Annotated in this window: 16 protein-coding genes; 7 read left to right on the plus strand and 9 right to left on the minus strand. The window is 73.6% G+C overall.

The window, feature by feature from the left end:
- Positions 1 to 68 precede the first annotated feature (68 nt).
- The 3 genes from B124_RS32510 to B124_RS32520 all read right to left on the minus strand — a co-directional run bounded on the left by B124_RS32510 (position 69) and on the right by B124_RS32520 (position 5629).
- On the minus strand, positions 69 to 1439 hold the full coding sequence (locus B124_RS32510; protein WP_496506606.1) for a family 43 glycosylhydrolase: 1371 nt from the start codon (positions 1437 to 1439) through the stop codon (positions 69 to 71).
- A 223-nt stretch (positions 1440 to 1662) separates the two neighbouring features.
- Positions 1663 to 4944, minus strand: coding sequence for a family 78 glycoside hydrolase catalytic domain (locus tag B124_RS32515; protein WP_496506607.1), 3282 nt, complete (start codon positions 4942 to 4944; stop codon positions 1663 to 1665).
- Between the two features lie 184 nt (positions 4945 to 5128).
- Positions 5129 to 5629: a winged helix-turn-helix transcriptional regulator gene (locus tag B124_RS32520; protein ID WP_496506608.1), complete on the minus strand. Its 501-nt coding sequence runs from the start codon at positions 5627 to 5629 to the stop codon at positions 5129 to 5131.
- Positions 5630 to 5719: 90 nt separating this feature from the next.
- Between B124_RS32520 and B124_RS32525 the strand changes: the two genes are divergently transcribed.
- Positions 5720 to 6985 (plus strand): MFS transporter, encoded by a 1266-nt coding sequence (locus tag B124_RS32525; protein ID WP_496506609.1) that lies wholly within the window; start codon positions 5720 to 5722, stop codon positions 6983 to 6985.
- A gap of 44 nt (positions 6986 to 7029) precedes the next feature.
- On the opposite strand, the gene B124_RS32530 is transcribed toward B124_RS32525, so the two are convergent.
- On the minus strand, positions 7030 to 7740 hold the full coding sequence (locus tag B124_RS32530; RefSeq protein WP_496506610.1) for an ATP/GTP-binding protein: 711 nt from the start codon (positions 7738 to 7740) through the stop codon (positions 7030 to 7032).
- A 327-nt stretch (positions 7741 to 8067) separates the two neighbouring features.
- On the opposite strand from B124_RS32530, the gene B124_RS32535 reads away from it, so the two are divergent.
- The 4 genes from B124_RS32535 (at position 8068) to B124_RS32550 (ending at position 12234) form a co-directional block, all read left to right on the plus strand.
- Positions 8068 to 9066, plus strand: a complete 999-nt coding sequence (locus tag B124_RS32535; RefSeq protein WP_496506611.1) for an AvrD family protein — start codon at positions 8068 to 8070, stop codon at positions 9064 to 9066.
- 75 nt (positions 9067 to 9141) lie between these two features.
- Entirely contained in the window at positions 9142 to 10158 is a 1017-nt protein-coding gene (locus B124_RS32540) for a beta-ketoacyl-ACP synthase III (RefSeq protein ID WP_496506612.1), read from the plus strand.
- A 62-nt stretch (positions 10159 to 10220) separates the two neighbouring features.
- Positions 10221 to 10469, plus strand: coding sequence for a phosphopantetheine-binding protein (locus B124_RS32545; RefSeq protein WP_496506613.1), 249 nt, complete (start codon positions 10221 to 10223; stop codon positions 10467 to 10469).
- A gap of 130 nt (positions 10470 to 10599) precedes the next feature.
- On the plus strand, positions 10600 to 12234 hold the full coding sequence (locus tag B124_RS32550) for an MFS transporter (RefSeq protein ID WP_496506614.1): 1635 nt from the start codon (positions 10600 to 10602) through the stop codon (positions 12232 to 12234).
- A gap of 39 nt (positions 12235 to 12273) precedes the next feature.
- On the opposite strand, the gene meaB is transcribed toward B124_RS32550, so the two are convergent.
- The 4 genes from meaB to B124_RS32570 all read right to left on the minus strand — a co-directional run bounded on the left by meaB (position 12274) and on the right by B124_RS32570 (position 17822).
- On the minus strand, positions 12274 to 13251 hold the full coding sequence (meaB, locus tag B124_RS32555) for a methylmalonyl Co-A mutase-associated GTPase MeaB (RefSeq protein WP_496506621.1): 978 nt from the start codon (positions 13249 to 13251) through the stop codon (positions 12274 to 12276).
- Between the two features lie 19 nt (positions 13252 to 13270).
- The gene (gene scpA / locus B124_RS32560; protein ID WP_496506615.1) at positions 13271 to 15448 is read right to left on the minus strand and encodes a methylmalonyl-CoA mutase; all 2178 of its coding nucleotides are present in this window, start codon (positions 15446 to 15448) and stop codon (positions 13271 to 13273) included.
- Entirely contained in the window at positions 15445 to 17268 is a 1824-nt protein-coding gene (locus B124_RS32565) for a methylmalonyl-CoA mutase family protein (protein WP_496506616.1), read from the minus strand. The genes scpA and B124_RS32565 overlap by 4 nt, the downstream gene beginning before the upstream one ends.
- Positions 17269 to 17360: 92 nt before the next feature.
- Positions 17361 to 17822: an SRPBCC family protein gene (locus tag B124_RS32570; RefSeq protein WP_496506617.1), complete on the minus strand. Its 462-nt coding sequence runs from the start codon at positions 17820 to 17822 to the stop codon at positions 17361 to 17363.
- 105 nt (positions 17823 to 17927) lie between these two features.
- Between B124_RS32570 and B124_RS32575 the strand changes: the two genes are divergently transcribed.
- Positions 17928 to 18914: a GlxA family transcriptional regulator gene (locus B124_RS32575; protein ID WP_496506622.1), complete on the plus strand. Its 987-nt coding sequence runs from the start codon at positions 17928 to 17930 to the stop codon at positions 18912 to 18914.
- Complete coding sequence (locus B124_RS32580) at positions 18911 to 19720, plus strand: DJ-1/PfpI family protein (RefSeq protein ID WP_496506618.1); 810 nt, start codon at positions 18911 to 18913, stop codon at positions 19718 to 19720. The genes B124_RS32575 and B124_RS32580 overlap by 4 nt, the downstream gene beginning before the upstream one ends.
- A gap of 20 nt (positions 19721 to 19740) precedes the next feature.
- On the opposite strand, the gene B124_RS32585 is transcribed toward B124_RS32580, so the two are convergent.
- On the minus strand, positions 19741 to 20397 hold the full coding sequence (locus B124_RS32585) for a response regulator (protein ID WP_496506619.1): 657 nt from the start codon (positions 20395 to 20397) through the stop codon (positions 19741 to 19743).
- Positions 20398 to 20657: the final 260 nt, after the last annotated feature.

Genomic DNA, 20657 nt, shown 5'->3' on the forward strand with positions numbered 1-20657 from the left:
CGCCATGGCCGTGCGTACCCGGTCGTGGGCCGGACCGGTGCCGGTTCGCGGGCGTGCGGCGCCGTGACTCAGGTGATCTCGATGCTGTCGAGTTCGGCGTAGTACGTGCCGCGGCCGAGGCGGACCGTGTTCCAGCCCGCGTCGAGCCGGACCCGTGTGTCAACGGTGGTCCAGTTGTTCCAGCCCGTGAACGGGTAGGTTACGTCCCCGGCCGACTTGCCGCCGACCGTCAGCAGGTGCGTCGAGGCCACCGGGGCGGAGTCGGCCAGCGAGCCGTTGGCGTAGCGCACGGACAGGGTGCGGTGGCCGGCGGCAGCGGCGAAGACGGAGAACTCCACGTAGCTGTCCGCGTAGTCGATGTACCCGACGGCGCCGCCGTCGTGTGCGCCGGCGGCGTCACGGATCCGCGCGTTGTGCACGGTGGCGTTCTCCGCCTGGTAGAGGACCTTGCTGCCCGCCACGACGGGCCGGCCGTCCGTCCAGTCGATGCCGGTCGCGTACATCGCGCGCCGCGAGTGGTCCGCGCTCCAGCCGTGGAAGACGATCCGGTCGCGCCCGTCCGGGCCGGTGACGACGTCCTGGCCGCCGGGGCCGCGGACGGCGCCGCCGAAGGTGTCGGTGCTCAGCAGCGGGTCGGCCACCTTGGTGTACGGGCCGGTGAGGCTGTCGGCGACGGCGTAGCCCGTCTTGTAGCGGTTGCCGTCGTAGAAGGAGGCCGAGTACAGCAGCATGTATCTGCCGTCGCGTTTGACGAGCGTCGGCGCCTCGATGACGTTGCCCTCCCAGGCGCGGTCCTGGCGGATGAGCGGCGTCGCCCTGCCCTTGACGGCGGTGCCGTTGGCGTTCATGGGCTGGACGTGCAGCCAGGTGTCCGTACTGCAGCAGTTGCCGTCGTTCTTCCAGAGCATGTAGCGCTGGCCGCCCTCGGTGTAGCTGGCGGCGTCGATGGCGCCGCCCTGGCGTTCGGGGCAGACCAGCGGGCCGCGGCCGGCGGGCTCGAAGGGGCCCGCGGGGGTGGCGGCCAGGGCGACGCCGATGCACTGCTTGTCGCTGGCGCGGTCGCGCGCGGTGTAGTGCATGGTGAACCCGGCGCCGTTGTCGAAGACTTCGGGCGCCCAGACCAGACGGCTGTCCGGCGCCGCCCAGTCGCCGAGCCGGGGCAGCACGTCGGTGCCGTCCAGCGACCAGGAGGCGAGGTCGGCGGAGGTGGCGTGCTGGATGTTCTTGCCGGCGCCGTTGGTGGCGTAGGCGTGGTACGTGTCGCCGGCCTTGACGATGTCGGGGTCGGGGAAGTTCACGTCGAGCACCGGCGGGCCGGGGGCGTCGGCGGGTGCGGGGCCGGGCTCGGCCGCGGCGGACGCGCCGGGAACGGCGAAGGCGGCGAGAGCGGCGAGGACGGCCGCGGCGGCGGTGACGGCTCTGGCGGGGCGCGGGGACACGGAAGCTCCTTCCGGGAGCGGACTCCGGGCGGCCGGCTGCGGGGCCGGCCGCCCGGTGAGATGAGCTGCGCGCGCTATTACATCGTTGTAATCGCCTGACACGGTAAGGAGCCGCACCGGTGGTGTCAACGACCTTCGCGGAGGCGGACGTTGCCGGGGCGGCGGCCGGCGCATGCCGCCGCCCGAGCTGCTGAATGGTTTCAATCCGCCCCTGCGGACGCGGTCACGGCCTCCCGGCGAACGTCCACGAGCCGTGCGGCACCCGGTACACCGAGAAGCCGGGCTCGGCCCGTACGAACTCGGCGCCCGCCGGCTCCCGTACGTCCCCGCGCGACGCGCTCGGCACGTGCACCTCGGCCGTCGCCCCCACCGGGACCCGCACCGCGAGCCGCACCGTCTCGTCGATGCGCGACCACGACACGGCGGCCGGCCCGCGCACCGTGTGCAGCTCGGTGCGCGCCCAGTCGACCCCGGTGCGCGCGTCCGGGCGGACGGCGAACGTGCGGTAGCCGGCGTCGCCCGGCCGCAGGCCGGCCACGTTCTCGTACAGCCACTGCACCACCGTGCCCTGGAAGTAGTGGTCCCGCGAGCGCGAGTCGAGCTGCCACATCTCCCACATGGTGTCGGCGCCGTTGTCGAACCAGTAGCCCCAGCTCGGGTACGTGCGCTGGGTCGCGAGGGCGTGGGCGACGTCGCCGTGGCCCTCGGCGCTCAGCGCGCGCAGCAGCACGCTGGTGCCCAGCGCACCGGTGTTGAGGTGGTTGCCGCGCTCCTCGATGTCGGCGAGCAGGGACGCGGTGACGCTCGCCCGCGCCCCGGCCGGCACCAGGTCGAAGGCCAGCGGGATGCAGTTGTTCGTCTGCCGGTAGTCCGGGTCCTTCGCGGTGCGGTAGTGGCCCTCGGGGGCCAGGAACTCCGCGTTCAGCGCCTCCTTGAGGCCGTCGGCGGCGGCCAGGTACCGGTCCCGGGTGCCGGTGCCGCCCGTCAGGTCCGCCATCGCCGCGGTGTCGGTGAGGGCCCGGTGCAGATACGCGGTGGCGGTCAGCCGGGTGTCCTCGGGCGGGTTGCCGCCGTAGCCCGGCGGCAGGTAGTCGCCGAGCGCGGTGACCGCCAGGCCGTCCACCAGCCGGTCAAGCTCCCAGTCCAGGTAGCGGACGAGTGCCGGCAGATGGTCGTGTACGACACGTTCGTCGCCGTACACGCGGTACATCTCCCGCACCAGGAACGGGTAGACCGTCGTCCACTCCGGCGAGGGCGCGAGATCGCGGTAGCCCCAGCCGCCGCTGGGCACGATCACCGGCACCTGCCCGTCGGCGTTCTGGCTGTCGCGCAGGTCGCCCAGCCACTTGCCGAGCATCCGGTGCATGCCCAGCGCGTACATCATCACGGGCGCGCCGACCTGCGCGTCGCCGGTCCACCCGTTCTTCTCGTACATCGGGGTGTCGGTGGGGATGCCGTGCAGGTTGTTCTGCACGGTGCGGCGCATGGCGCGCTCCAACTGCTCGTAGAACGGCTCCGAACAACGGAACGTCCCGGTGTCCGCGACCGGCGTGTGCACGACCCGGCCGAGGACGTCGCCGGGGTCCGGCCGGGCGGGCAGGCCGCTGATCTGCACATAACGGAAGCCCTTGTACGAGAACCTGGGCTCCCACACCTCCGCGGACCCGCCGCCGGCGCAGACGTACTCGTCGGTCTGGAAACGGCCCGGCACATGGCCGGTCTCGGCGTGCACGCTGCCGTCGGCCTTGAGCTTCTCCCCGTGCGCGAGGCGCACGGTGGTGCCCGCCGGGGCCCGCACCGAAAGGCGTGTCCAGCCGGCCAGGGTGCGGCCCATGTCGACGATCCAGTCGTCGCCGTGGGCGGTGACGGCCATGGGCCGGACGGTGTCGATGACCTGGATCGCGTCGTGGGGCTGGGCGCGCAGGGTGCCCCCCGGCGGCTCCTGGCGGGCGGGGTGCGCCCAGGCGGCGTCGTCGAAGCCCGGTTCGGTCCAGCCCGCGGGATGCGCGCGGGCGTCGTAGGTCTCGCCGGCGTAGAGGCTGTCGGAGCGGGTGGGGCCCTCGGCCAGGCGCCAGTCGCCGTCGGTGGCCACGGTGGTGCGGGTGCCGTCGGGGTGCTCGATCTCCAACTGGGCGAGGAGCCGGGGCTCGCCGTGCCACGGCGGGGTGTGCCAGTTCCAGACGTTGGGCGTGGTCATCCCGAAGAAGCCGCGGCCGAGGGTGACGCCGATGGCGTTGGCGCCGCGGGTGACGAGGCCGGTGACGTCGTGGACGGCGTAGAACACGGTCTCGTCGTAGTCGGTGAAGCCCGGGTCGAGGACCTGGCGGCCGACGCGGCGGCCGTTGATCTCGGCGTCGTAGTAGGCGAGGCCGCTGATGTACAGCCGGGCGCGCCGCACCGGCCGGCCGACGGTGAACTCACGGCGCAGCAGCGGCGCGGGCCGCACCTCGGCGGGCACCTGCGCGCCGCTGCCCCAGGGGCCCTGGCCGTACGGGGCGAGGACCGCCGCCTCGGCCCAGGCGCCGTCGTCGAAGCCGGGCTGCTGCCAGCCGTCCTGCTCCTGCTCTGCGCACCGCCAGCCGGGCCCGGTGACCAGTTCGGTGACGTCGTCACCGGCGTGCACCGTGAGGCGTACGAGCAGACCGCCGGGGTTGACCGAGGCGCCGCCGCGGTTGGTGGCCCGGACAGCGACGACCACCCGGCCGTCTGCGGCGCGCACGGCGCCGGTGACGTCGGCGAGGCGGCCGGTGCGCCAGCCGTCGGTCTGCTGGGGGGCGTGCAGTACCTGGGTGCCCTCGAGGAAGAGGGTGAAGTCGTCGTCGGCGGTGGCCACGAGCTGCGCCGCCGACACCTCGGCCCCGGCGGGGAGGTCGAGCGCGCCGCGGAACCAGACCGTGCCCGCGGGGGCGTTCTCGGACGTGGCGCCGGGCGCCCATATCCAGGACGTGCCCGCGAAGCCGGGCGGCTCGGGCGGGGCGTCGGCGCCGATCCAGTGGCCGCGCCAGTCGCCGTCCGCCAGCGCCGTCTCCCACCAGCTCCATCTGCTCCAGTCGGACGGCCGCCCGTCGCCGTCCCAGACCCGCACCTGCCAGTGGCAGCGGGTACGGGCCGCCAGCGCCGGCCCGCCGTAGGGGACGCCGACGCTCTGCGCGGAGCCGACCCGGCCGGAGTCCCACACCACCGGTCCTTCGTCCGGGTCGCCGAGCCGGACCAGGACCTGGTACGCGCTCTGCCGCGCACCGCTGCCCGGCGCGGACAGCTCCCAGCTCAGCCGGGGTGCCGCGACGTCGGTGCCGAGGAGGGCGGATGCGTACTCCACGGTGGTGCGCTCGACGCGCAGCCCCGCCTCGCCGCCGTCCTCGTCGTCCCGGCCGGCCGCGGCGGCGGGGACGGTGCCCTGGCCGAGGCCGATGACGCCGGCTGTCGCGCCGGCGGCGGCGGAGGTGCGCAGAAAGGCCCGCCGGTTCCATGCACTTCCGTTGTTCGTCTCGCGCTCGTGGCTCATCGCACGTCCCTTGGTTGAGGATGGCGTGTCCGGCAGTCGAATTGAATCGTTTCAATTCGACTCTTCGAAAATCCTAGATCGACGGGCTGGACAGCTCAAGAGTCGTGCAGCGAACGGCGGATGGCCGCCCCCGCGCGGCGGGGCGGCCGGGAGAGCGGGTCCGCGGCTGTGTGCAGGCGCCGGGCTAGGCGGAGGCGGAGGCGCGCGCCGGTGCTTCACCGGCCGTACGGACCATGCCGGACACGTCGGCTCCGCCGGCCGCGCCGGCTGCCTCGGAGGGATCCGCCGGGTCCGTCGCGTCGACCGGGCCGTGGGCGTCGAGCGCCTCGATCACCGCCGCGCCGTGCTTCTCCGCCCAGGTGGTCAGCGCCGCGATCGCCGGCAGCAGGGTGTGCCCCAGCTCCGTCAGCTCGTACTCCACCCGGCGGGGCACCTCGGCGTACTCGTGCCGGCGCACCATCCCGTACCGCTCCAGCCGCCGCAGCGTCTGCGTGAGCACCTTGGAGCTGACGCCGCCGATCAGGTCGCGCAGCTCACCGTGGCGCCACGGCCGGGAGCCGAGCGCGTACAGCGTCACCACGCTCCACTTGTCCGAGATCACCTCAAGCGTCAGCCGGGCCGGGCAGTCGGCGAGGAACACGTCCCCTGGCCGGTCGAAACGCACGACGAACTCCCCCCGGTTCATAGGTACCCCATGGTTCGTACGGCGCTTTCTAGCGTAGTGGGCCATCCGGTCGCACGTCTGCGCCGGATCGTCAACGGGAGGCAAACAAGCGTGAGTTCGGCACAGTCGTCCGACGGCGTGGCACCGCCGCGCACCACCTCGCCGGACCCCGCGCCCGGCCCCGGCGCCCCCGGGCTGTCCAGGGCGATGGTCACGCTCTTCGCGGTCGCCGCGGGCTTCGCCGTCGCCAACATCTACTACTGCCAGCCGCTGCTGACCGCGATCGCGGACACCTTCGACGTCAGCAGCGACACCGCGTCGCTGATCGTGATCGCGAGCACCATCGGCTATGCCGCCGGGCTCGCGCTGCTGCTGCCGCTGGGCGACATCGTCAACAAGAAGCGGCTGGTGGTGAACCTGCTGCTGGTCGTCGCCGTGACGCAGGCGCTGTCCGCGGTGTCGTTCTCCGTGCCGATGCTGATCGCCGCCTCCGCGGTGATGTCGCTGACCGCCGTCGTCGCGCCGATCCTGGTGCCGTTCGCCGCGGGCCTGGCCGCCCCCGAGGAGCGGGGCCGGGTCACCGGCTCGGTGATGAGCGGCGTGCTCATGGGCGTGCTGCTGGCCCGCACGGGCGGCGGGCTCATCGCCGAACTGGGCGGCTGGCGCACCGTGTTCGCGGTGGCCGCCGTGCTGATGGTCGTGCTCGCCCTGGTGCTCCGGCGGGCACTGCCCGACGCGCCGCCGGCCGTGCAGATGCCGTACGGGAAGCTGCTGCGCTCCATCTTCACGATCATGCGCGAAGAGCCGGTGCTGCGCCTGCGCTGCCTGTACGGCTTCATGTCCTTCGCCGGCTTCAACGCGCTGTGGACCTCGGTCGCGTTCCTGCTCGACGACCCGCCGTACGACTACAGCCCCGGCGTCATCGGCCTGTTCGGCCTCGCCGGCGCCGTCGGCGCCTACGCGGCGCGGATCGCCGGCCCGCAGGTCGACAAGGGCCGGGACAACGCCGTCACCGGGGTGCTGTTCACGGTGATCCTGGCGAGCTGGGGCCTGATGGGTCTGGACGGCGGCACCTGGCTGTGGGCGCTGCTGCTCGGCGTCGTCGTGCTCGACCTCGGCGTGCAGGGCATGCAGGTCGTCAACCTCGCAGTCAACTTCCGGCAGCGGCCGGAGGCGCGCAGCCGCATCACCACCGCGTACATGGTGGCCTACTTCAGCGGCGCGATCGCCGGTTCGAGCGCCTCGGCGGCGGCGTACGCGGCCGGGGGCTGGGACGCGGTGGTGCTGACCGGCGCCGGGTTCGCGGCGGTCAACCTGCTGGCGTGGTCCGGGGAGATGGCGCTGCGGGCGCGGCGGGCGCCGGGCGGGCCGGCGTGAACCGGGTGCCCGCGCGGCACGGCCCGCGCCCGGCGCGTACGGCCTCAGCCGGCCGCCGGGACGCGCTCGGTCTCCCAGCGGAAGTCCTGGCCGGCGTAGTCCCGCCGGCCCAGCTCGATGGCCTCCTCGACGCTCATCACCGGCTCCAGGCCGAAGATGCCGGCGATGGTTTCCAGCCGCTCGGGCATGGTGCCGCTGACGACGTGGTACGGGATCTCCAGCTCGTCGAGCGTCTGCAGCAGCATCGCGTCCACCGTCGCGCGGAACCTGTCGTTCATCGGGCGGTGGCCGTCGGCGTCCACGGGCAGCTCGTTGCGCAGGTGCACGTAGGCGTCGTACGTCGACTTCACGTGCGCCCGCATCGCGCGCCCGTACTGCTCCACGACCTGGGCGAAGAAGCGCATTTCCGCGGTGGGTTCGACGGGGCGGAAGGAGGGGTCGCCGGCGGAGGCGTTCGGGTTCATCCCGTACCTGAGGCGGCCCTCACCGTAGAGCCACTCCTGCAGCGACGACCCGTCGGAGATGAAGCTGTCGCCGAGCAGCGCCTCGGCCACGGCCCGGCCGGTGTGCCGGCGCATCACGAGCTGGAGGAACTCCGCCGGCGTCACGTCCGCCAGCTTCTTGCCGGGCAGGGTCTCGGGCATGATCTCCCGGATCGTGCGCGCGAGGGTACGCGGAATCCCGGTGTAGTGCGAAAGTGCCATCACGGTCGACGTTTTACCGGCGGAGTAGGTGCCGGATATGGCGATCTTCATCGCTGTGAAATCCTCTGCTCGGTCGGGACCGGGCGGTTCGGGCGAACCGGCCGGAATGCCAGGTCTCGGTCGTACACGGACCGGTTCACCGTACTACTCGGATACGTCGGGAACGCGGGTGAGCGCCGGTAGCAATATATTGGCAGAAACGGCCCGGCCGGCGGAATCTCGCTCGTCCCGGGGAACAGGCGTCGTCTACGGTGGAGTTCCATGGGCAACGGTTTCACAGCCTGAATCGGAGTCGGCACAAGAGGGCCCGGAGCACCCCCGCACCGATACGGAACAGGCGCCACCGACAGACGTGTATGACCGGGGGAGGGTCCGTTTATGCAATTCACCGCGCAATCAGCACAGGAGCTGTATGCAGGCTCAGTCGACGACGTTCTGGGAGACCGCCGCGAGCGATTCCTCGGCGAGGGATTCAAGCGCGTCACCAACATCCTCACCGACATCGCCGTCCAGCCCGCGGCCGACGGCAGGCCGGGCCGGATCGACGCGACCGCGGGGCTGCACATCGGCGGCACCTGGTCGCGCAAGGGGACCGTCCGGCAGCGCCCGCACCTGTCGACGATCGACGCCATGGTCTACGGGGCGTGGCTGGCCGGCCTGCTCGTGGCCCACACCCGCGACCTGCCCGCCGACGCGCCGTTCACGGTCCGCTCCCTGTCCGTCAAGGCGGGCAACGAGCCCGTCGAGGAGGGCCTGGACCACTTCCCCGTCGGGGCCACCGAGGGCTCCGTGACCGTCGGCTCCGCGCCGGGGCTGCGGCGTACGACCGCTGACTGCCGGGTCGGCGCGATGGCCGTGCGGGTGGAGGTGGAGCACCCCACGGGCGACCCGGCGGGCGTGCGGGAAGGGGCGTACGCGACGGCCGGGATGCGCCCCGGCCCCTGGAACGACGCGCCCTTCGGCGCGTCCCACGTCGCGCGCAGCCAGTTCGTCACCGATGTCGTCGCCGAAGGCGACGAGGAGATGAGCGCGGAGCTGACCGTCACCGCCGGGACCGGCCCCGGGGGCCCGCCGCTGCCGCCCACGATGATCGACCTGTTCGTGGGCGCACTCCAGCTCGGGCAGGTGCTCCTCTACCGCTACGACGGCATCGAGCGGGCCTCCTCCCACACGCTCTGGATGCGCACCACCGCGATCGCTCTCGACGACCCGTCCGCAGCCGCCGGCGGGCCGGCCCTCGGCGACGACCGGCTGCGGGTGGTGCTCGGCCGCGCGGTGAAGCTGGCGACCGAGGGCGGCACCTGGCGCGTCGGACGGCTGAGCAGCGTGTCTGCCGGCATGCGGCTGTCCTGCAACGTCGCGCACCGGCTGCCCTGACCGGCGGCACCCACGCAGCCTACGCAGCCTACGCAGCCCTCCAGCCGACACCGCGCCGTCCGAAGGGGAACGACCATGACGCAGCACGCCGCGCTCATCGGGCTGGGCGCCCATCTGCCGCCGCGGCAGGTGACCAACGACGACCTCAGCCGCACTCTCGACACCTCAGACGAATGGATCAGCACCAGGACCGGCATCCGCACCCGCCGGTGGGCCACCCCGGGACTGGCCACCGGCGACCTCGCGGTGGAGGCGGGACACCGCGCGCTGAAGTCGGCGGGCCTGTCGCCCGAGCCCGGCGCGGTCGACGCCCTGGTCCTCGCCACCACCACCCCGGACCACCCCTGCCCGGCCACGGCGCCGCAGGTCGCGGCCCGGCTTGGGCTCGGCCCGGTGGCGGCGTACGACATGGGCGCCGCGTGCTCCGGCTTCGTCTACGCGCTGGCGACCGCGGCGGCGCAGATCGTCGCGGGGCAGGCGCGGCGGGTGCTGGTGATCGGCGCGGAGACGATGTCGAGCCTGCTGGACACCGGTGACCGCACGACAGCGGTGATCTTCGGCGACGGCGCCGGGGCGGCCGTGCTCACCGCCGTGCCGGACGCCGGTGATCCCGGGGTGCTGCTCGCCACCGACCTGGGCTCCGACGGCTCCCGCTTCGACCTGGCGTACGCGCCGGGCGGCGGTTCGAGGGAGGCCGCCGCCGGGCCCGTACGCGACCCCCGGACGCACGCGCTGACGATGCAGGGCGACAAGGTCTTCGCCCTCGCGGTCGCCCGCATGGCGGAGTCGGTGACGAAGGTGCTGGGGCGCGTGGGCTGGGAGACCGGGGAGGTGGACCGGCTCGTCGGCCACCAGGCCAACAAACGGATCCTCACCACCCTGGCGCGCAGGCTGGATTTCCCCGTGGACCGGCTCGTGGTCAACATCGACCGCGTCGGAAACACCTCCGCAGCCTCGATTCCGCTCGCTCTCACCGACGCCGTCGCGGCGGGTGAAATGACGGCCGGACACCGTGTCGTCCTGGCCGCGTTCGGCGGCGGACTTTCGTGGGGATCGATCGCAATCACCTGGCCGGAAATCGCCGCGGCATGACCGGCAGGATCGCGGCCTGCCATACGTAAGGAAAGCAAGGAAGCACGAAACGGAGTTCACCTGTGACGTCGTCGGCACGGCAAGCGGCCGAAGAACTGCTCGATCTCCTTACCACCGAATTCGGGGCACCGGCGGGAACCACCGTCGAAACGCCCTTCGATATCATGGAATTCGACTCGCTGGTGCTCGTGGAAGTCGCCGTCGAGTTGAGCCTGCGTTTCGACACGGAGGTCTCCCATGAGGAAATCCAGGAGGCCGGAAACATCACGGGGACCGTCGAGTTGCTGAAGTCGAAGGGCGCGCCGGTCTGATACGTCCCGCGCCCCTCCCCGCGCCGCGGCTCCCGCGCCGCCGCTCCCCGCGGCGGCGCCACCCCGCACGCCGTCCCGTGGCATGCCGGCCCATTGCCCGCCGTACTCGCCCGGCGGGAGTATGGTCGCCATGACCTCCGCATCCGCCCCGTCGCCCACTCCCCGACGGCAGGCGGGCCTGGTGCTGCTGGCCTGCGTGCTGGCCTCGTCGCTGGTGGGCATGGACGGGCTCATGACCACCGTTGCGCTGCCCGCCATCGCCGGTGACCTCGACGCCGGCATGGCCGTGCAGCAGTGGATCGTCGCCGCGTTCCTCCTCGCCGTCGGCAGCCTCATCCTCGTCGGCGGGGCGCTCGGGGACGTCTACGGCCGGCGCCTCGTCTTCGCTGTCGGCACGGCCGGGTTCGGAGCCGCCGCGCTGGCGTGCGCGGTGGCACCGAGCGCCGGAGTGCTCGTCGCCGGCCGGCTCCTCCAGGGCGCCGCCGCCGCACTGCTGCTGCCGAGCGTCCTGGCCGTCATCACCGGCGCGTTCGACGAGGGGGACCGCTCGCGGGCGATAGCCCGCTGGTCCGCGTGGAGCGGGCTGTCCGTGATCGCCGGCCCCGTCGTCGGCGGGCTGCTCATCGACGCACTGTCGTGGCGGGCGGTCTACTGGATCGAACTGCCCTGCGCGGCCGTCGTCGTCGCCCTGATCCTGCGCGCGACCCCGCCGGGCACCGGCACCGCCGCCGCCTCCGTCGACGTCGCCGGTGCCGCGCTCGCCGTCCCCGCGGTCGGCGGGCCGGCCTTCTACCTCATCCAGGCGCCGCGCAGCGGCTGGGTCGACCCGCCGACCCTGGCCGCCCTCGTCGCCGGGGTCGCGTCGCTCGTCGCGTTCCTGGCCTGGGAGCGCCGCGCCCGCGACCCGCTGCTGCCGCCCGCGCTTTTCCGCATCCGGGCGTTCGCCGCCATCAACGCCACGACGTTCGTCCTCTACGGCGCGCTCATCTCCTGCGGCACGTACACGATCCTCTTCCTGCAGGAGAACCTCGGCTACGGGCCGGCGCCCGCCGGCATCGCGGGCGCCGTACCGATCATGGTGCTGTTCGTGCTCTCCGGGCGCTTCGGCGCGCTCGCCGACCGGCACGGCGGCCGGCCCTTCATCGCCGGCGGTTCGCTGCTCGCCGGGCTCGGGATGCTCCTGCTGCTGCGCGCGGACGCGGGCACCTCGATGTGGACCGTCGTGCTTCCGTCGGTCCTGGTGCACGGGCTGGGCCTGGCGATGCTCGTCGCGCCGCTCACCTCCGGCGTGATGTCCGCCGCCCCCGCCGGCCGGGCCGGGATCGCCTCCGGCATCAACAACGCCATCGCCCGGATCGGCAGCATGATGGCCATCGCGGTGCTCGGCGTGGTCATCTCCGTACAGTTCTCCGCCGATCTCGACGACGGACTCGCCCGCGCCGGCATCGCCGCACCGGACGACGCCGTCCTGGAGGCGGCGCGTGAACAGCCGCTCTCCGACGAGCCGCCCGCCGCGCTCCCGGCCGCCGGGCGCGCGGCGCTGGGGCCGGTGCTCGCCGACGCGTCGGCATCGGCGTTCCGCACCGGTGCCGGGGTCGCCGGCGTCCTTGCGGTGCTCGCCGGGGCGATCGCCTGGGCCGGCTACCGGGACCCCAAGGCGCCGGCCTACGACGCCGCCGGCACCCTCGGCTGTCCGGTCACCGGCGCCCGCGACCACACGAAGGCCCCGCCGATCGGCTCGCGCACCGGGCAGCCGGTGAGCTGACACCGCACCGCCCCGCCGCAAGGCCCGGCCGGGGCCGGTTCAGCCGCCGAACGCGTCCAGGATCCGCTCCGCCGCCCGCGTCGCCGTCAACTCGCCGTCCCTGACCTGCTGTTCCAGGCCGGGAGCCAGCGCGCCGACCGCCGGGTCGGCGCGCAGCCGGCCCAGCAGCTCGTCGCGCACCATCGTCCACGTCCAGTCCACCTGCTGATCGCGCCGCCGGCCGGCCAGCCGTCCGGTGGTCTCAAGCAGTTCACGGTGGCGCTCCAGCCGGTCCCAGACCGTGTCGAGCCCCGTGGCCTTGCGCGCGCTGCAGTGCAGCACCGGCGGCGTCCAGAACGCGCCCTTGCCGTGCATCAGCCGCAGCGCGCCCGCCAGTTCCCGCGCCGCCGACCGGGCGTCGCGCTCGTGCGGCCCGTCCGCCTTGTTGACGGCGATCACGTCGGCCAGCTCCAGGACGCCCTTCTTGATGCCCTGCAACTGGTCCCCGGTACGGGCCAGGGTCAGCAGCAGGAAGGAGTCGACCATGTTCGCGACGGCCGTCTCGGACTGGCCGACGCCGACGGTCTCCACCAGCACCACGTCGTAGCCGGCCGCCTCCATCACCACGATCGACTCGCGCGTCGCCTTCGCGACCCCGCCGAGCGTGCCCGCGGTGGGGGAGGGGCGGATGAAGGCGGCCGGATCCACGGCCAGGCGCTCCATGCGCGTCTTGTCGCCCAGGATCGACCCGCCGGTGCGGCTGGACGACGGGTCGACGGCCAGCACCGCCACCCGGTGGCCCAGCCCTGTGAGCATGCTGCCGAAGGCGTCGACGAACGTGGACTTCCCCACCCCCGGCACCCCGCTGACCCCGATGCGCCGGGCGTTCCCGCTGTGCGGCAGCAGCTCGGTCAGCAACTCCTGGGCCAGCGCGCGGTGCTGCGGCCGGGTCGACTCCACGAGGGTGATCGCGCGGGCGACGAGCGCCCGCTTGCCCTCCAGGACGCCCTTGACGTACGTGTCGAGGTCGATGGCCATTTCCTGGGGATTCACCCGCTCACGCGGCGTCGTGACCGAGGCCGGCGGCCAGTTGCGTCACCAGGCCGTACGCGGCGTCCGGGATCACGGTGCCCGGCGGGAACACCGCCGTCGCGCCCATCTGACGCAGCGTCGCCACGTCCTGCGGCGGGATCACGCCGCCCACCACGATCATGATGTCGTCGCGCCCCTCCTCCGCCAGCGCCTCGCGCAGCGCCGGTACGAGCGTCAGATGCCCGGCCGCCAGCGACGACACCCCCACGATGTGCACGTCCGCCTCGACGGCCTGCCGCGCCACCTCGGCCGGGGTCTGGAAGAGCGGGCCGACGTCCACGTCGAAGCCGAGGTCCGCGAAGGCCGTGGCGATCACCTTCTGCCCGCGGTCGTGCCCGTCCTGGCCCATCTTGGCGACCAGGATGCGTGGCCGCCGGCCCTCGGCCTCGGCGAACTCGCCCACCAGCGCCCGGGTCCGCGCCACCGACGGCGACTCGCCCGCCTCGTTCCTGTACACACCGGAGATCGTACGGATCTGCCCGGCGTGCCGCCCGTAGCTCGTCTCCAGGGCGTACGAGATCTCGCCCACCGTCGCCCGGGCGCGCGCGGCCCGTACCGCCAGCTCCAGCAGATTGCCCTCACCGGCCGCCGCCCGCGCCAGATCGTCCAGCGCGCCCCGGCACGCGGCCTCGTCGCGCTCCGCGCGCAGCCGCTCCAGCTTGGCGATCTGCTGCGCCCGCACCGCGGAGTTGTCGACCTTGAGCACCTCGATCTGCTCGTCGGACCCCACCCGGTACTTGTTCACGCCGATCACCGGCTGCCGCCCGGAGTCGATACGGGCCTGGGTGCGCGCCGCCGCCTCCTCCACCCGCAGCTTCGGGATGCCCGCGTCGATCGCCTGCGCCATGCCGCCGGCCTGTTCGACCTCCTCGATGTGCTGCCAGGCCCGCCGCGCCAGGTCGTACGTCAGCCGCTCCACGTACGCGCTGCCGCCCCACGGGTCGATCACGCGGGTCGTACCGGACTCCTGCTGGAGCAGCAGTTGCGTGTTGCGGGCGATCCGGGCGGAGAAGTCCGTCGGCAGCGCGAGCGCCTCGTCCAGGGCGTTGGTGTGCAGCGACTGCGTGTGGCCCTGGGTGGCCGCCATCGCCTCGACGCACGTGCGCGTCACGTTGTTGTAGACGTCCTGCGCCGTCAGCGACCAGCCGGAGGTCTGCGAGTGCGTGCGCAGCGACAGCGACTTGGGATTCTCCGGGCCGAAGCGTTTGACCAGCTTCGCCCAGAGAAGACGCGCTGCGCGCAGCTTGGCGATCTCCATGAAGAAGTTCATGCCGATCGCCCAGAAGAACGACAGCCGCGGCGCGAAGGCGTCCACGTCCAGGCCCGCCGCCTGGCCCGCGCGGATGTACTCCACGCCGTCGGCGAGGGTGTACGCCAGCTCCAGGTCGGCCGTCGCGCCCGCCTCCTGGATGTGGTAGCCGGAGATCGAGATCGAGTTGTAGCGCGGCATCCGCTGCGAGGTGAAGGCGAAGATGTCGGAGATGATCCGCATCGACGGCTTCGGCGGGTAGATGTAGGTGTTGCGGACCATGAACTCCTTGAGGATGTCGTTCTGGATGGTCCCCGCCAGCTTCGCCGGCGGCACCCCCTGCTCCTCGGCCGCGACGATGTACAGCGCCAGCACCGGCAGCACCGCGCCGTTCATCGTCATCGACACCGTCATCTTCTCCAGCGGGATGCCGTCGAAGAGCTGGCGCATGTCGAGGATCGAGTCGATCGCCACACCCGCCATGCCGACGTCACCGGTCACCCGCGGGTGGTCGCTGTCGTAGCCGCGGTGGGTGGGCAGGTCGAAGGCGACGGACAGGCCCTTCTGGCCGGCCGCGAGGTTGCGCCGGTAGAAGGCGTTGGACTCCTCGGCGGTGGAGAAACCCGCGTACTGCCGGATCGTCCACGGCTGGTTGACGTACATCGTCGGGTACGGGCCGCGCAGATACGGCGCGACGCCCGGGTAGGTGTCCAGGAAGTCCAGGTCCGCCAGGTCCCGCCCGGTGTACAGCGGCTGGACGGCGATGCCCTCGGGCGTCTCCCAGCCGAGGTCGCCCCCGTCACCGCCGCCCTTCACGGCGGCGTGCCACTCGTCGGCGCCGGCCGCGGGGGCCGGGGTGCCGAGCTCCACGTCCGAGAAGTCGGGGACGGTCATCGGGCCACTCCCATCCGGTCCAGTGCGCCGGTCAGCACGGCCACGGCGTCGCAGCCGGCGTGGACATAGGTGTCGGCGCCGTCGTACGGGCCGGGGCGCCCGGCGAGGTACAGGTGCCGTGCGCCGGCCGCCCGCAACTGAGCCGCGGCGGCGGCACCCTGCTCCTCGTAGACCGGGTCGCCGGAGCACAGACACGCCTCACGTGCCCCGCTGTCAGCGAAGGTGCCGTCGGTGACGGGCTCGATGCCGCCGGCCCGGAACAGGTTCGCGGCGAAGGTCAGCCGCGGGGTGTGCACGGCGGCCGGGCCCAGCGCGGCGAGGAAGACGCGCGGCCGGGCGCCGGTCGCGTCCAGGTGTGCGTCGGAGCGCGCCCGCAGCTCCTCGAACGCCTCGTCCCTGCGCACCCGCGGCAGCCCGCCGGACGGCGGCTCGGGCGCGGGCGCGCGCACGACCGGCTGCTCCGCCAGGTCGGGGAACTCGTTCACCCCGGTCACCGGCTCGCGCCGGGTGGCGAGCCGCGTGCGGCGCTCCGCCCAGGTCCGCGCCAGCCGCTCGCCGACCATCCCGGAGCGCAGTGCCGCGCCCTGGCCGCCGGCCCGTTCGATCTCCTGGAAGAACTCCCAGCCGGCGTGGGCGAGTTCGTCGGTCAGCCGCTCCACGTACCAGGAGCCGCCGGCCGGGTCGATGACCCGGGCCAGGTGCGACTCCTCGATGAGGATGGCCGAGGTGTTGCGGGCGATGCGCCGGGAGAACGCGTCCGGCAGACCGATCGCGTGGTCGAAGGGGAGCACCGTCACGGCGTCCGCGCCGCCGACTCCGGCGGCGAGGGCGGCGACCGTGGTGCGCAGCATATTCACCCAGGGGTCGCGGCGGGCCGCCATCACCGGCGAGGTCACCGCGTGCTGGAGCTGCGCGCCCGCCCCGGGCGCCCCGCAGACCTCAGCCACCCGCGCGAACATCCGGCGCGCCGCCCGCAGTTTGGCGACCGTCAGGAACTGGTCGGCGGTGGCCGCGTACCGGAACTCCAGTTGGGCGCACGCCTGCGCGGCGCTCAGCCCGGCCGCGGTCAGCTCCCGCAGATAGGCGACCGCCGTGGCCAGGGAGCAGCCCAGCTCCTGCGCCGCCGACCCGCCGGCCTCGTGGTACGGCAGCGCGTCCACGGTGACGGCCCGCAGGCCGGGGTGGCTCTCGGCGCAGAGCCGGGCGAGACCGGCCGGCTCCGCGGTGTCCCGGGGGCGTCCGGTACGGGCCTCGTGGCCGAGCGGGTCGGCGCCCAGGCCGCCCCGGACGGCGCCGGCGGCGACGCCGCGCTCCTCGTACAGCCGCAGCAGTTCCCGCGCGGCCGGCCCGGTCTCGGCGCCGGCGTCCAGGACGACGGGCGCCAGGTCGAGGTGGACGTCCTTCAGGACGTCCGCGAGCGCCGCCACCGGGATGCCGCCGGCGTCGCCGACGGCGAGCCACAGGGAGGTGGCGCCGTTCTCCAGGTCGCCGAGCACGGCCTGCGCGTCGGGCACCGCGTGCCGCTGGCGTACGTCCCAGCCGCCGGCGGCGTTCCCCTCGGGCCGGCCGCCGCGTACGAAGGGCGCGAAGCCGGGCAGGCCGGGGTCCGGGGCGCGGTGGCGCGAAGTGTAGAGCGGAGGGGTGCGCAGCCCGTCCTCGAGCGCGGTGCTCAGCAGCGCCTCCGCCTCGTCGCCGGAGAGGTTCTTGTCGGCGTCGCCGGACTTGCGCAGCACACCGGCCACCAGGTGCTGCCACTGCTCGTGCGACGCGTCGGGGAACTCGCTCGCCAGGGAGAGCCCGTCATCGGGCAGGACGGTCATGGTCGGATGCTAGCCAGCTCAGCTAACGGATGGGTGAGGGCAGCCTTGGCTGTGACTTTGTTCTCGTCCTGACCTGCGCGCGCCCGCGCCGGTCAGGGAGCGCTGAGCAGGCCGTCGAGGACGCGGCGGAACACCCGGCGTGCGGTGAACGCCACCAGCGGATCCAGCACCCGCGGCACGCCCCGCACCCCGAGTTCCTCCCGCCACACCACCCGCACAGGCCCGGCCCCGTCCCGAGCGCCCGCCCGCGGCCCGTACACCTCGATCTCGGCCCATCCGCGCACCACCCGCCCCCGCTTGACCAGCCGGCACCGCCCCTCCGCCCGCCCGGCCGACGGCGGCGACCACGCGACGACCTCCATCGGATCGTCGAAACCCACCCTGCCCACGCCGGTGCGCGCCGTGAACCGCGCCCCGACGCCCGCCGCGGGCACGGAGACGCCGGTGATCCGGGTCAGCGGGACCCGCCCGCCGTGCGCGGGCCAGTCGGTCAGCCGGCCCCAGACCGCCGCCGCCGGTGCCCGCACCGTACGCTCCACCTCGAACAGGGCCATGCCCTCAAGGCTAGGCCGCCGCCCGGTACGTGGCCGGAGGCCGGAGCGGCACGGGCCTTCGCACGTCGGAGAGGTGCGGTGCGGGTGGCAGACCAGGTGCGCCGGGTGGTGCTCGTCGCGTACGACGACGCGCAGATACTCGACATCGCCTGCCCCAGCGGCGCCCTGGACGCCGCGAACCGCTTCGGCGCGGCGCCGCCGTACGCCATCGGGCTGGCCACCGCCAGCGGGCGCGGCGTGCTCAGCTCCGCCGGCATCGGCGTCGGCGGGGGGCAGCGTCTCGCCGAGGTGCCGGCCCGGCCGGACACCCTCATGGTCGTCGGCGGCATCGGGCACGAGCGGGCGGCCGTGGACGGGGAGTTGGTCAGGCAGGTACGGCGGCTCGCGGGCGGCGCCCGCCGGGTCGCGGCGGTGTGCACCGGGGTGTTCGTGCTGGCCGCCGCCGGTCTGGTGGACCAGCGGCGGGTGACCACCCACTGGCGCTACGGCGCCGAACTCGCCGCCCGCCACCCGGCCGTCGCCGTCGACCCCGCCCCGCTGTACGTACGCGACGGGAACGTCTACACCTCCGCCGGCGTGACCAGCGCGCTGGACCTGACGCTCGCGCTGATCGAGGACGACCACGGCCCGACCCTCGCGCGCGGCGTCGCCCGCGAGCTGGTGACGTACCTGCAACGCCCCGCAGACCAGGCGCAGATCAGCATGTTCCTGGCCGCCCCGGCCAGCGGTGACCGCCTCGTCCACGACCTCCTCGGGTACGTCTCCGGCCACCTCGCCGACGACCTCGGCCCCCGCGCGCTCGCCGCCCGCGCGGGCATCAGCACCCGCCACCTCACCCGGCTGTTCGCCCGGCACCTCGGCACGACACCGGCGCGTGCGGTGCGCGCCGCCCGCACCGAGTCGGCCGCCCACCTCATCCGCTCCAGTGGGCTGACGCTGGCCGCCGTCGCACGCCGCTGCGGGTTCGGCTCCGCCGAGACGCTGCGCCAGGCGTTCCTGGACCACTACGGGATCACCGGGGACACGCTTCGCAGGATGCCGGACATGCCGCGGGCCCGGCCGCGGCCGGATCGGCAGACTCCCGGAACATGACGCACACCGACACGCAGACCAGTACGACCACGCGCAGGAGAGCTCTCGGCGGCGCAGCGGCGCTCGCCGCGGCGGGCCTCGCGGCCGGACTCCCGGCTGGGCTCCCGGCCGGTACGGCCCACGCCGCCACGAAGGGGAGGACCGGGGCGCGGACGGTGAGCGGCCCGCGGATCGGAGTCATGCTGTACGACGGCTTCAGCATCCTCGACCCGACGGGCCCGGTAGAGGTCCTCTCCCGGCTGCCCGGGGCGGACGTCACGGTGATCGCCGAAAGCCGCGGCCCCGTCCGCACGGACACCGGGCACACCGCGGTCGTCGCCGACCGGTCGTTCGCCGAGACCGGCCCGCTCGACGTGGTCCTGGTGCCCGGCGCCGGCAACCGCGGCACCGTCGCCGCCATGGAGAATCCCGCGATACTGGGCTTCCTGCGCCGGGCCCACCGCAGCACCCGCTTCACCACCTCGGTGTGCACCGGCTCCCTCGTCCTCGGCGCCGCCGGCCTGCTCGGCACCCGCGCCACCACCTACTGGGCGTCGAAGGACTACCTGGAGGCGGCCTTCGGCGTCACGTACGTGCCGGAACGCTACGTCCACGACGGCAAGGTGATCACCTCCGCCGGCGTCTCCGCGGGCATCAACATGTCCCTCTACCTGGCCGCCCGGCTCACCGACGAACTGACGGCGCGGGCGGTCCAGCTCGCCGTCGAGTACGACCCGCAGCCCCCGTACGACTCAGGCGACGCGGCCGAGGCGAGCCCCGAGCTGAAGGAGCTGGCGCTGCGCCTGCTGGAGGAGTCGCAGCAGTAGGGTCCCCCGGGTCAGCACGGCTAGCGGGTGGCGACGCCGGTCTCGTGCGCGTAAATGACGGCCTGCGTACGGTCCCGCAGCCCCAGCTTGGCGAGGACGGCCGTCACATGGGTCTTCACGGTCGACCTGGCGATGCCGAGGACCGCGGCGATCTCCGGGTTGCTCAGCCCCTTCGCCACCTGGCGCAGCACCTCGGTCTCCCGCTCCGTCAGCACGTCCAGCCGGTCGTCCCGCGCCGCGCGTGGGACGACCGCGCCGCTCACGAAGGCGTCGATGAGCCCGCGGACGACCGCCGGCGCGAGCAGCGCCTCGCCTGCCGCGACGGTGCGGATGGCGTCCACCAGATCCTGCGGGTAGCAGTCCTTGAGCAGGAACCCCGACGCGCCCGCGCGCAGGGCCTCGAAGACATAGTCGTCGCGGCGGAACGTGGTCAGGATCAGCACCCGGGCCGGCAGTTCCAGCGCGGTCAGCGCCCGGGTGGCGGCCAGGCCGTCCATGCCCGGCATACGGATGTCCATGAGCACCACGTCGGGCGCGGCGGTACGGGCCAGCCGCAGCGCATCCGCGCCGTCGGCGGCCTCGCCCGCGACCGCCAGATCCGGCTCCGCCCCGATGACCGCCGCGAAGCCGGCCCGTACCACCGCCTGGTCGTCCACCACCAGCACCCGCACGCTCACTGGTGCACCATCCTTGTGTCGGTGGTCGTGTGACTGCTGATGCACCCGAGGTGCCGCCGGGTTACCGCCCTGCTCGCTCGACGCGTTGATGACGTCCGGCATGAGTTCTGCGGGATCCGGCGGTTGCCCGGGGCGTGGAGACCGTCGACAGGGCTGAGCGCCGTCGAGCGCCGAACAGTGAGCGGACTGGCAGACACGCTCCGGCACCGATACGAGGGTGCCTCCCCACTGGGTCTAGCAGCGGAGAGGCTGACATGGAG

It is taken from the genome of Streptomyces sp. CNP082, assembly GCF_059570535.1.

Bases quoted from the DNA above. Each gene is read 5' to 3' on its own strand.
- B124_RS32520 (WP_496506608.1), bottom strand. From the start codon at position 5,629: ATGAACCGGGGGGAGTTCGTCGTGCGTTTCGACCGGCCAGGGGACGTG.
- B124_RS32550 (WP_496506614.1), top strand. From the start codon at position 10,600: ATGACCTCCGCATCCGCCCCGTCGCCCACTCCCCGACGGCAGGCGGGC.
- B124_RS32540 (WP_496506612.1), top strand. From the start codon at position 9,142: ATGACGCAGCACGCCGCGCTCATCGGGCTGGGCGCCCATCTGCCGCCG.
- meaB (WP_496506621.1), bottom strand. From the start codon at position 13,251: ATGGCCATCGACCTCGACACGTACGTCAAGGGCGTCCTGGAGGGCAAG.
- scpA (WP_496506615.1), bottom strand. From the start codon at position 15,448: ATGACCGTCCCCGACTTCTCGGACGTGGAGCTCGGCACCCCGGCCCCC.
- B124_RS32580 (WP_496506618.1), top strand. From the start codon at position 18,911: ATGACGCACACCGACACGCAGACCAGTACGACCACGCGCAGGAGAGCT.
- B124_RS32530 (WP_496506610.1), bottom strand. From the start codon at position 7,740: ATGAAGATCGCCATATCCGGCACCTACTCCGCCGGTAAAACGTCGACC.
- B124_RS32570 (WP_496506617.1), bottom strand. From the start codon at position 17,822: ATGGCCCTGTTCGAGGTGGAGCGTACGGTGCGGGCACCGGCGGCGGCG.
- B124_RS32535 (WP_496506611.1), top strand. From the start codon at position 8,068: ATGCAATTCACCGCGCAATCAGCACAGGAGCTGTATGCAGGCTCAGTC.
- B124_RS32515 (WP_496506607.1), bottom strand. From the start codon at position 4,944: ATGAGCCACGAGCGCGAGACGAACAACGGAAGTGCATGGAACCGGCGG.
- B124_RS32565 (WP_496506616.1), bottom strand. From the start codon at position 17,268: ATGACCGTCCTGCCCGATGACGGGCTCTCCCTGGCGAGCGAGTTCCCC.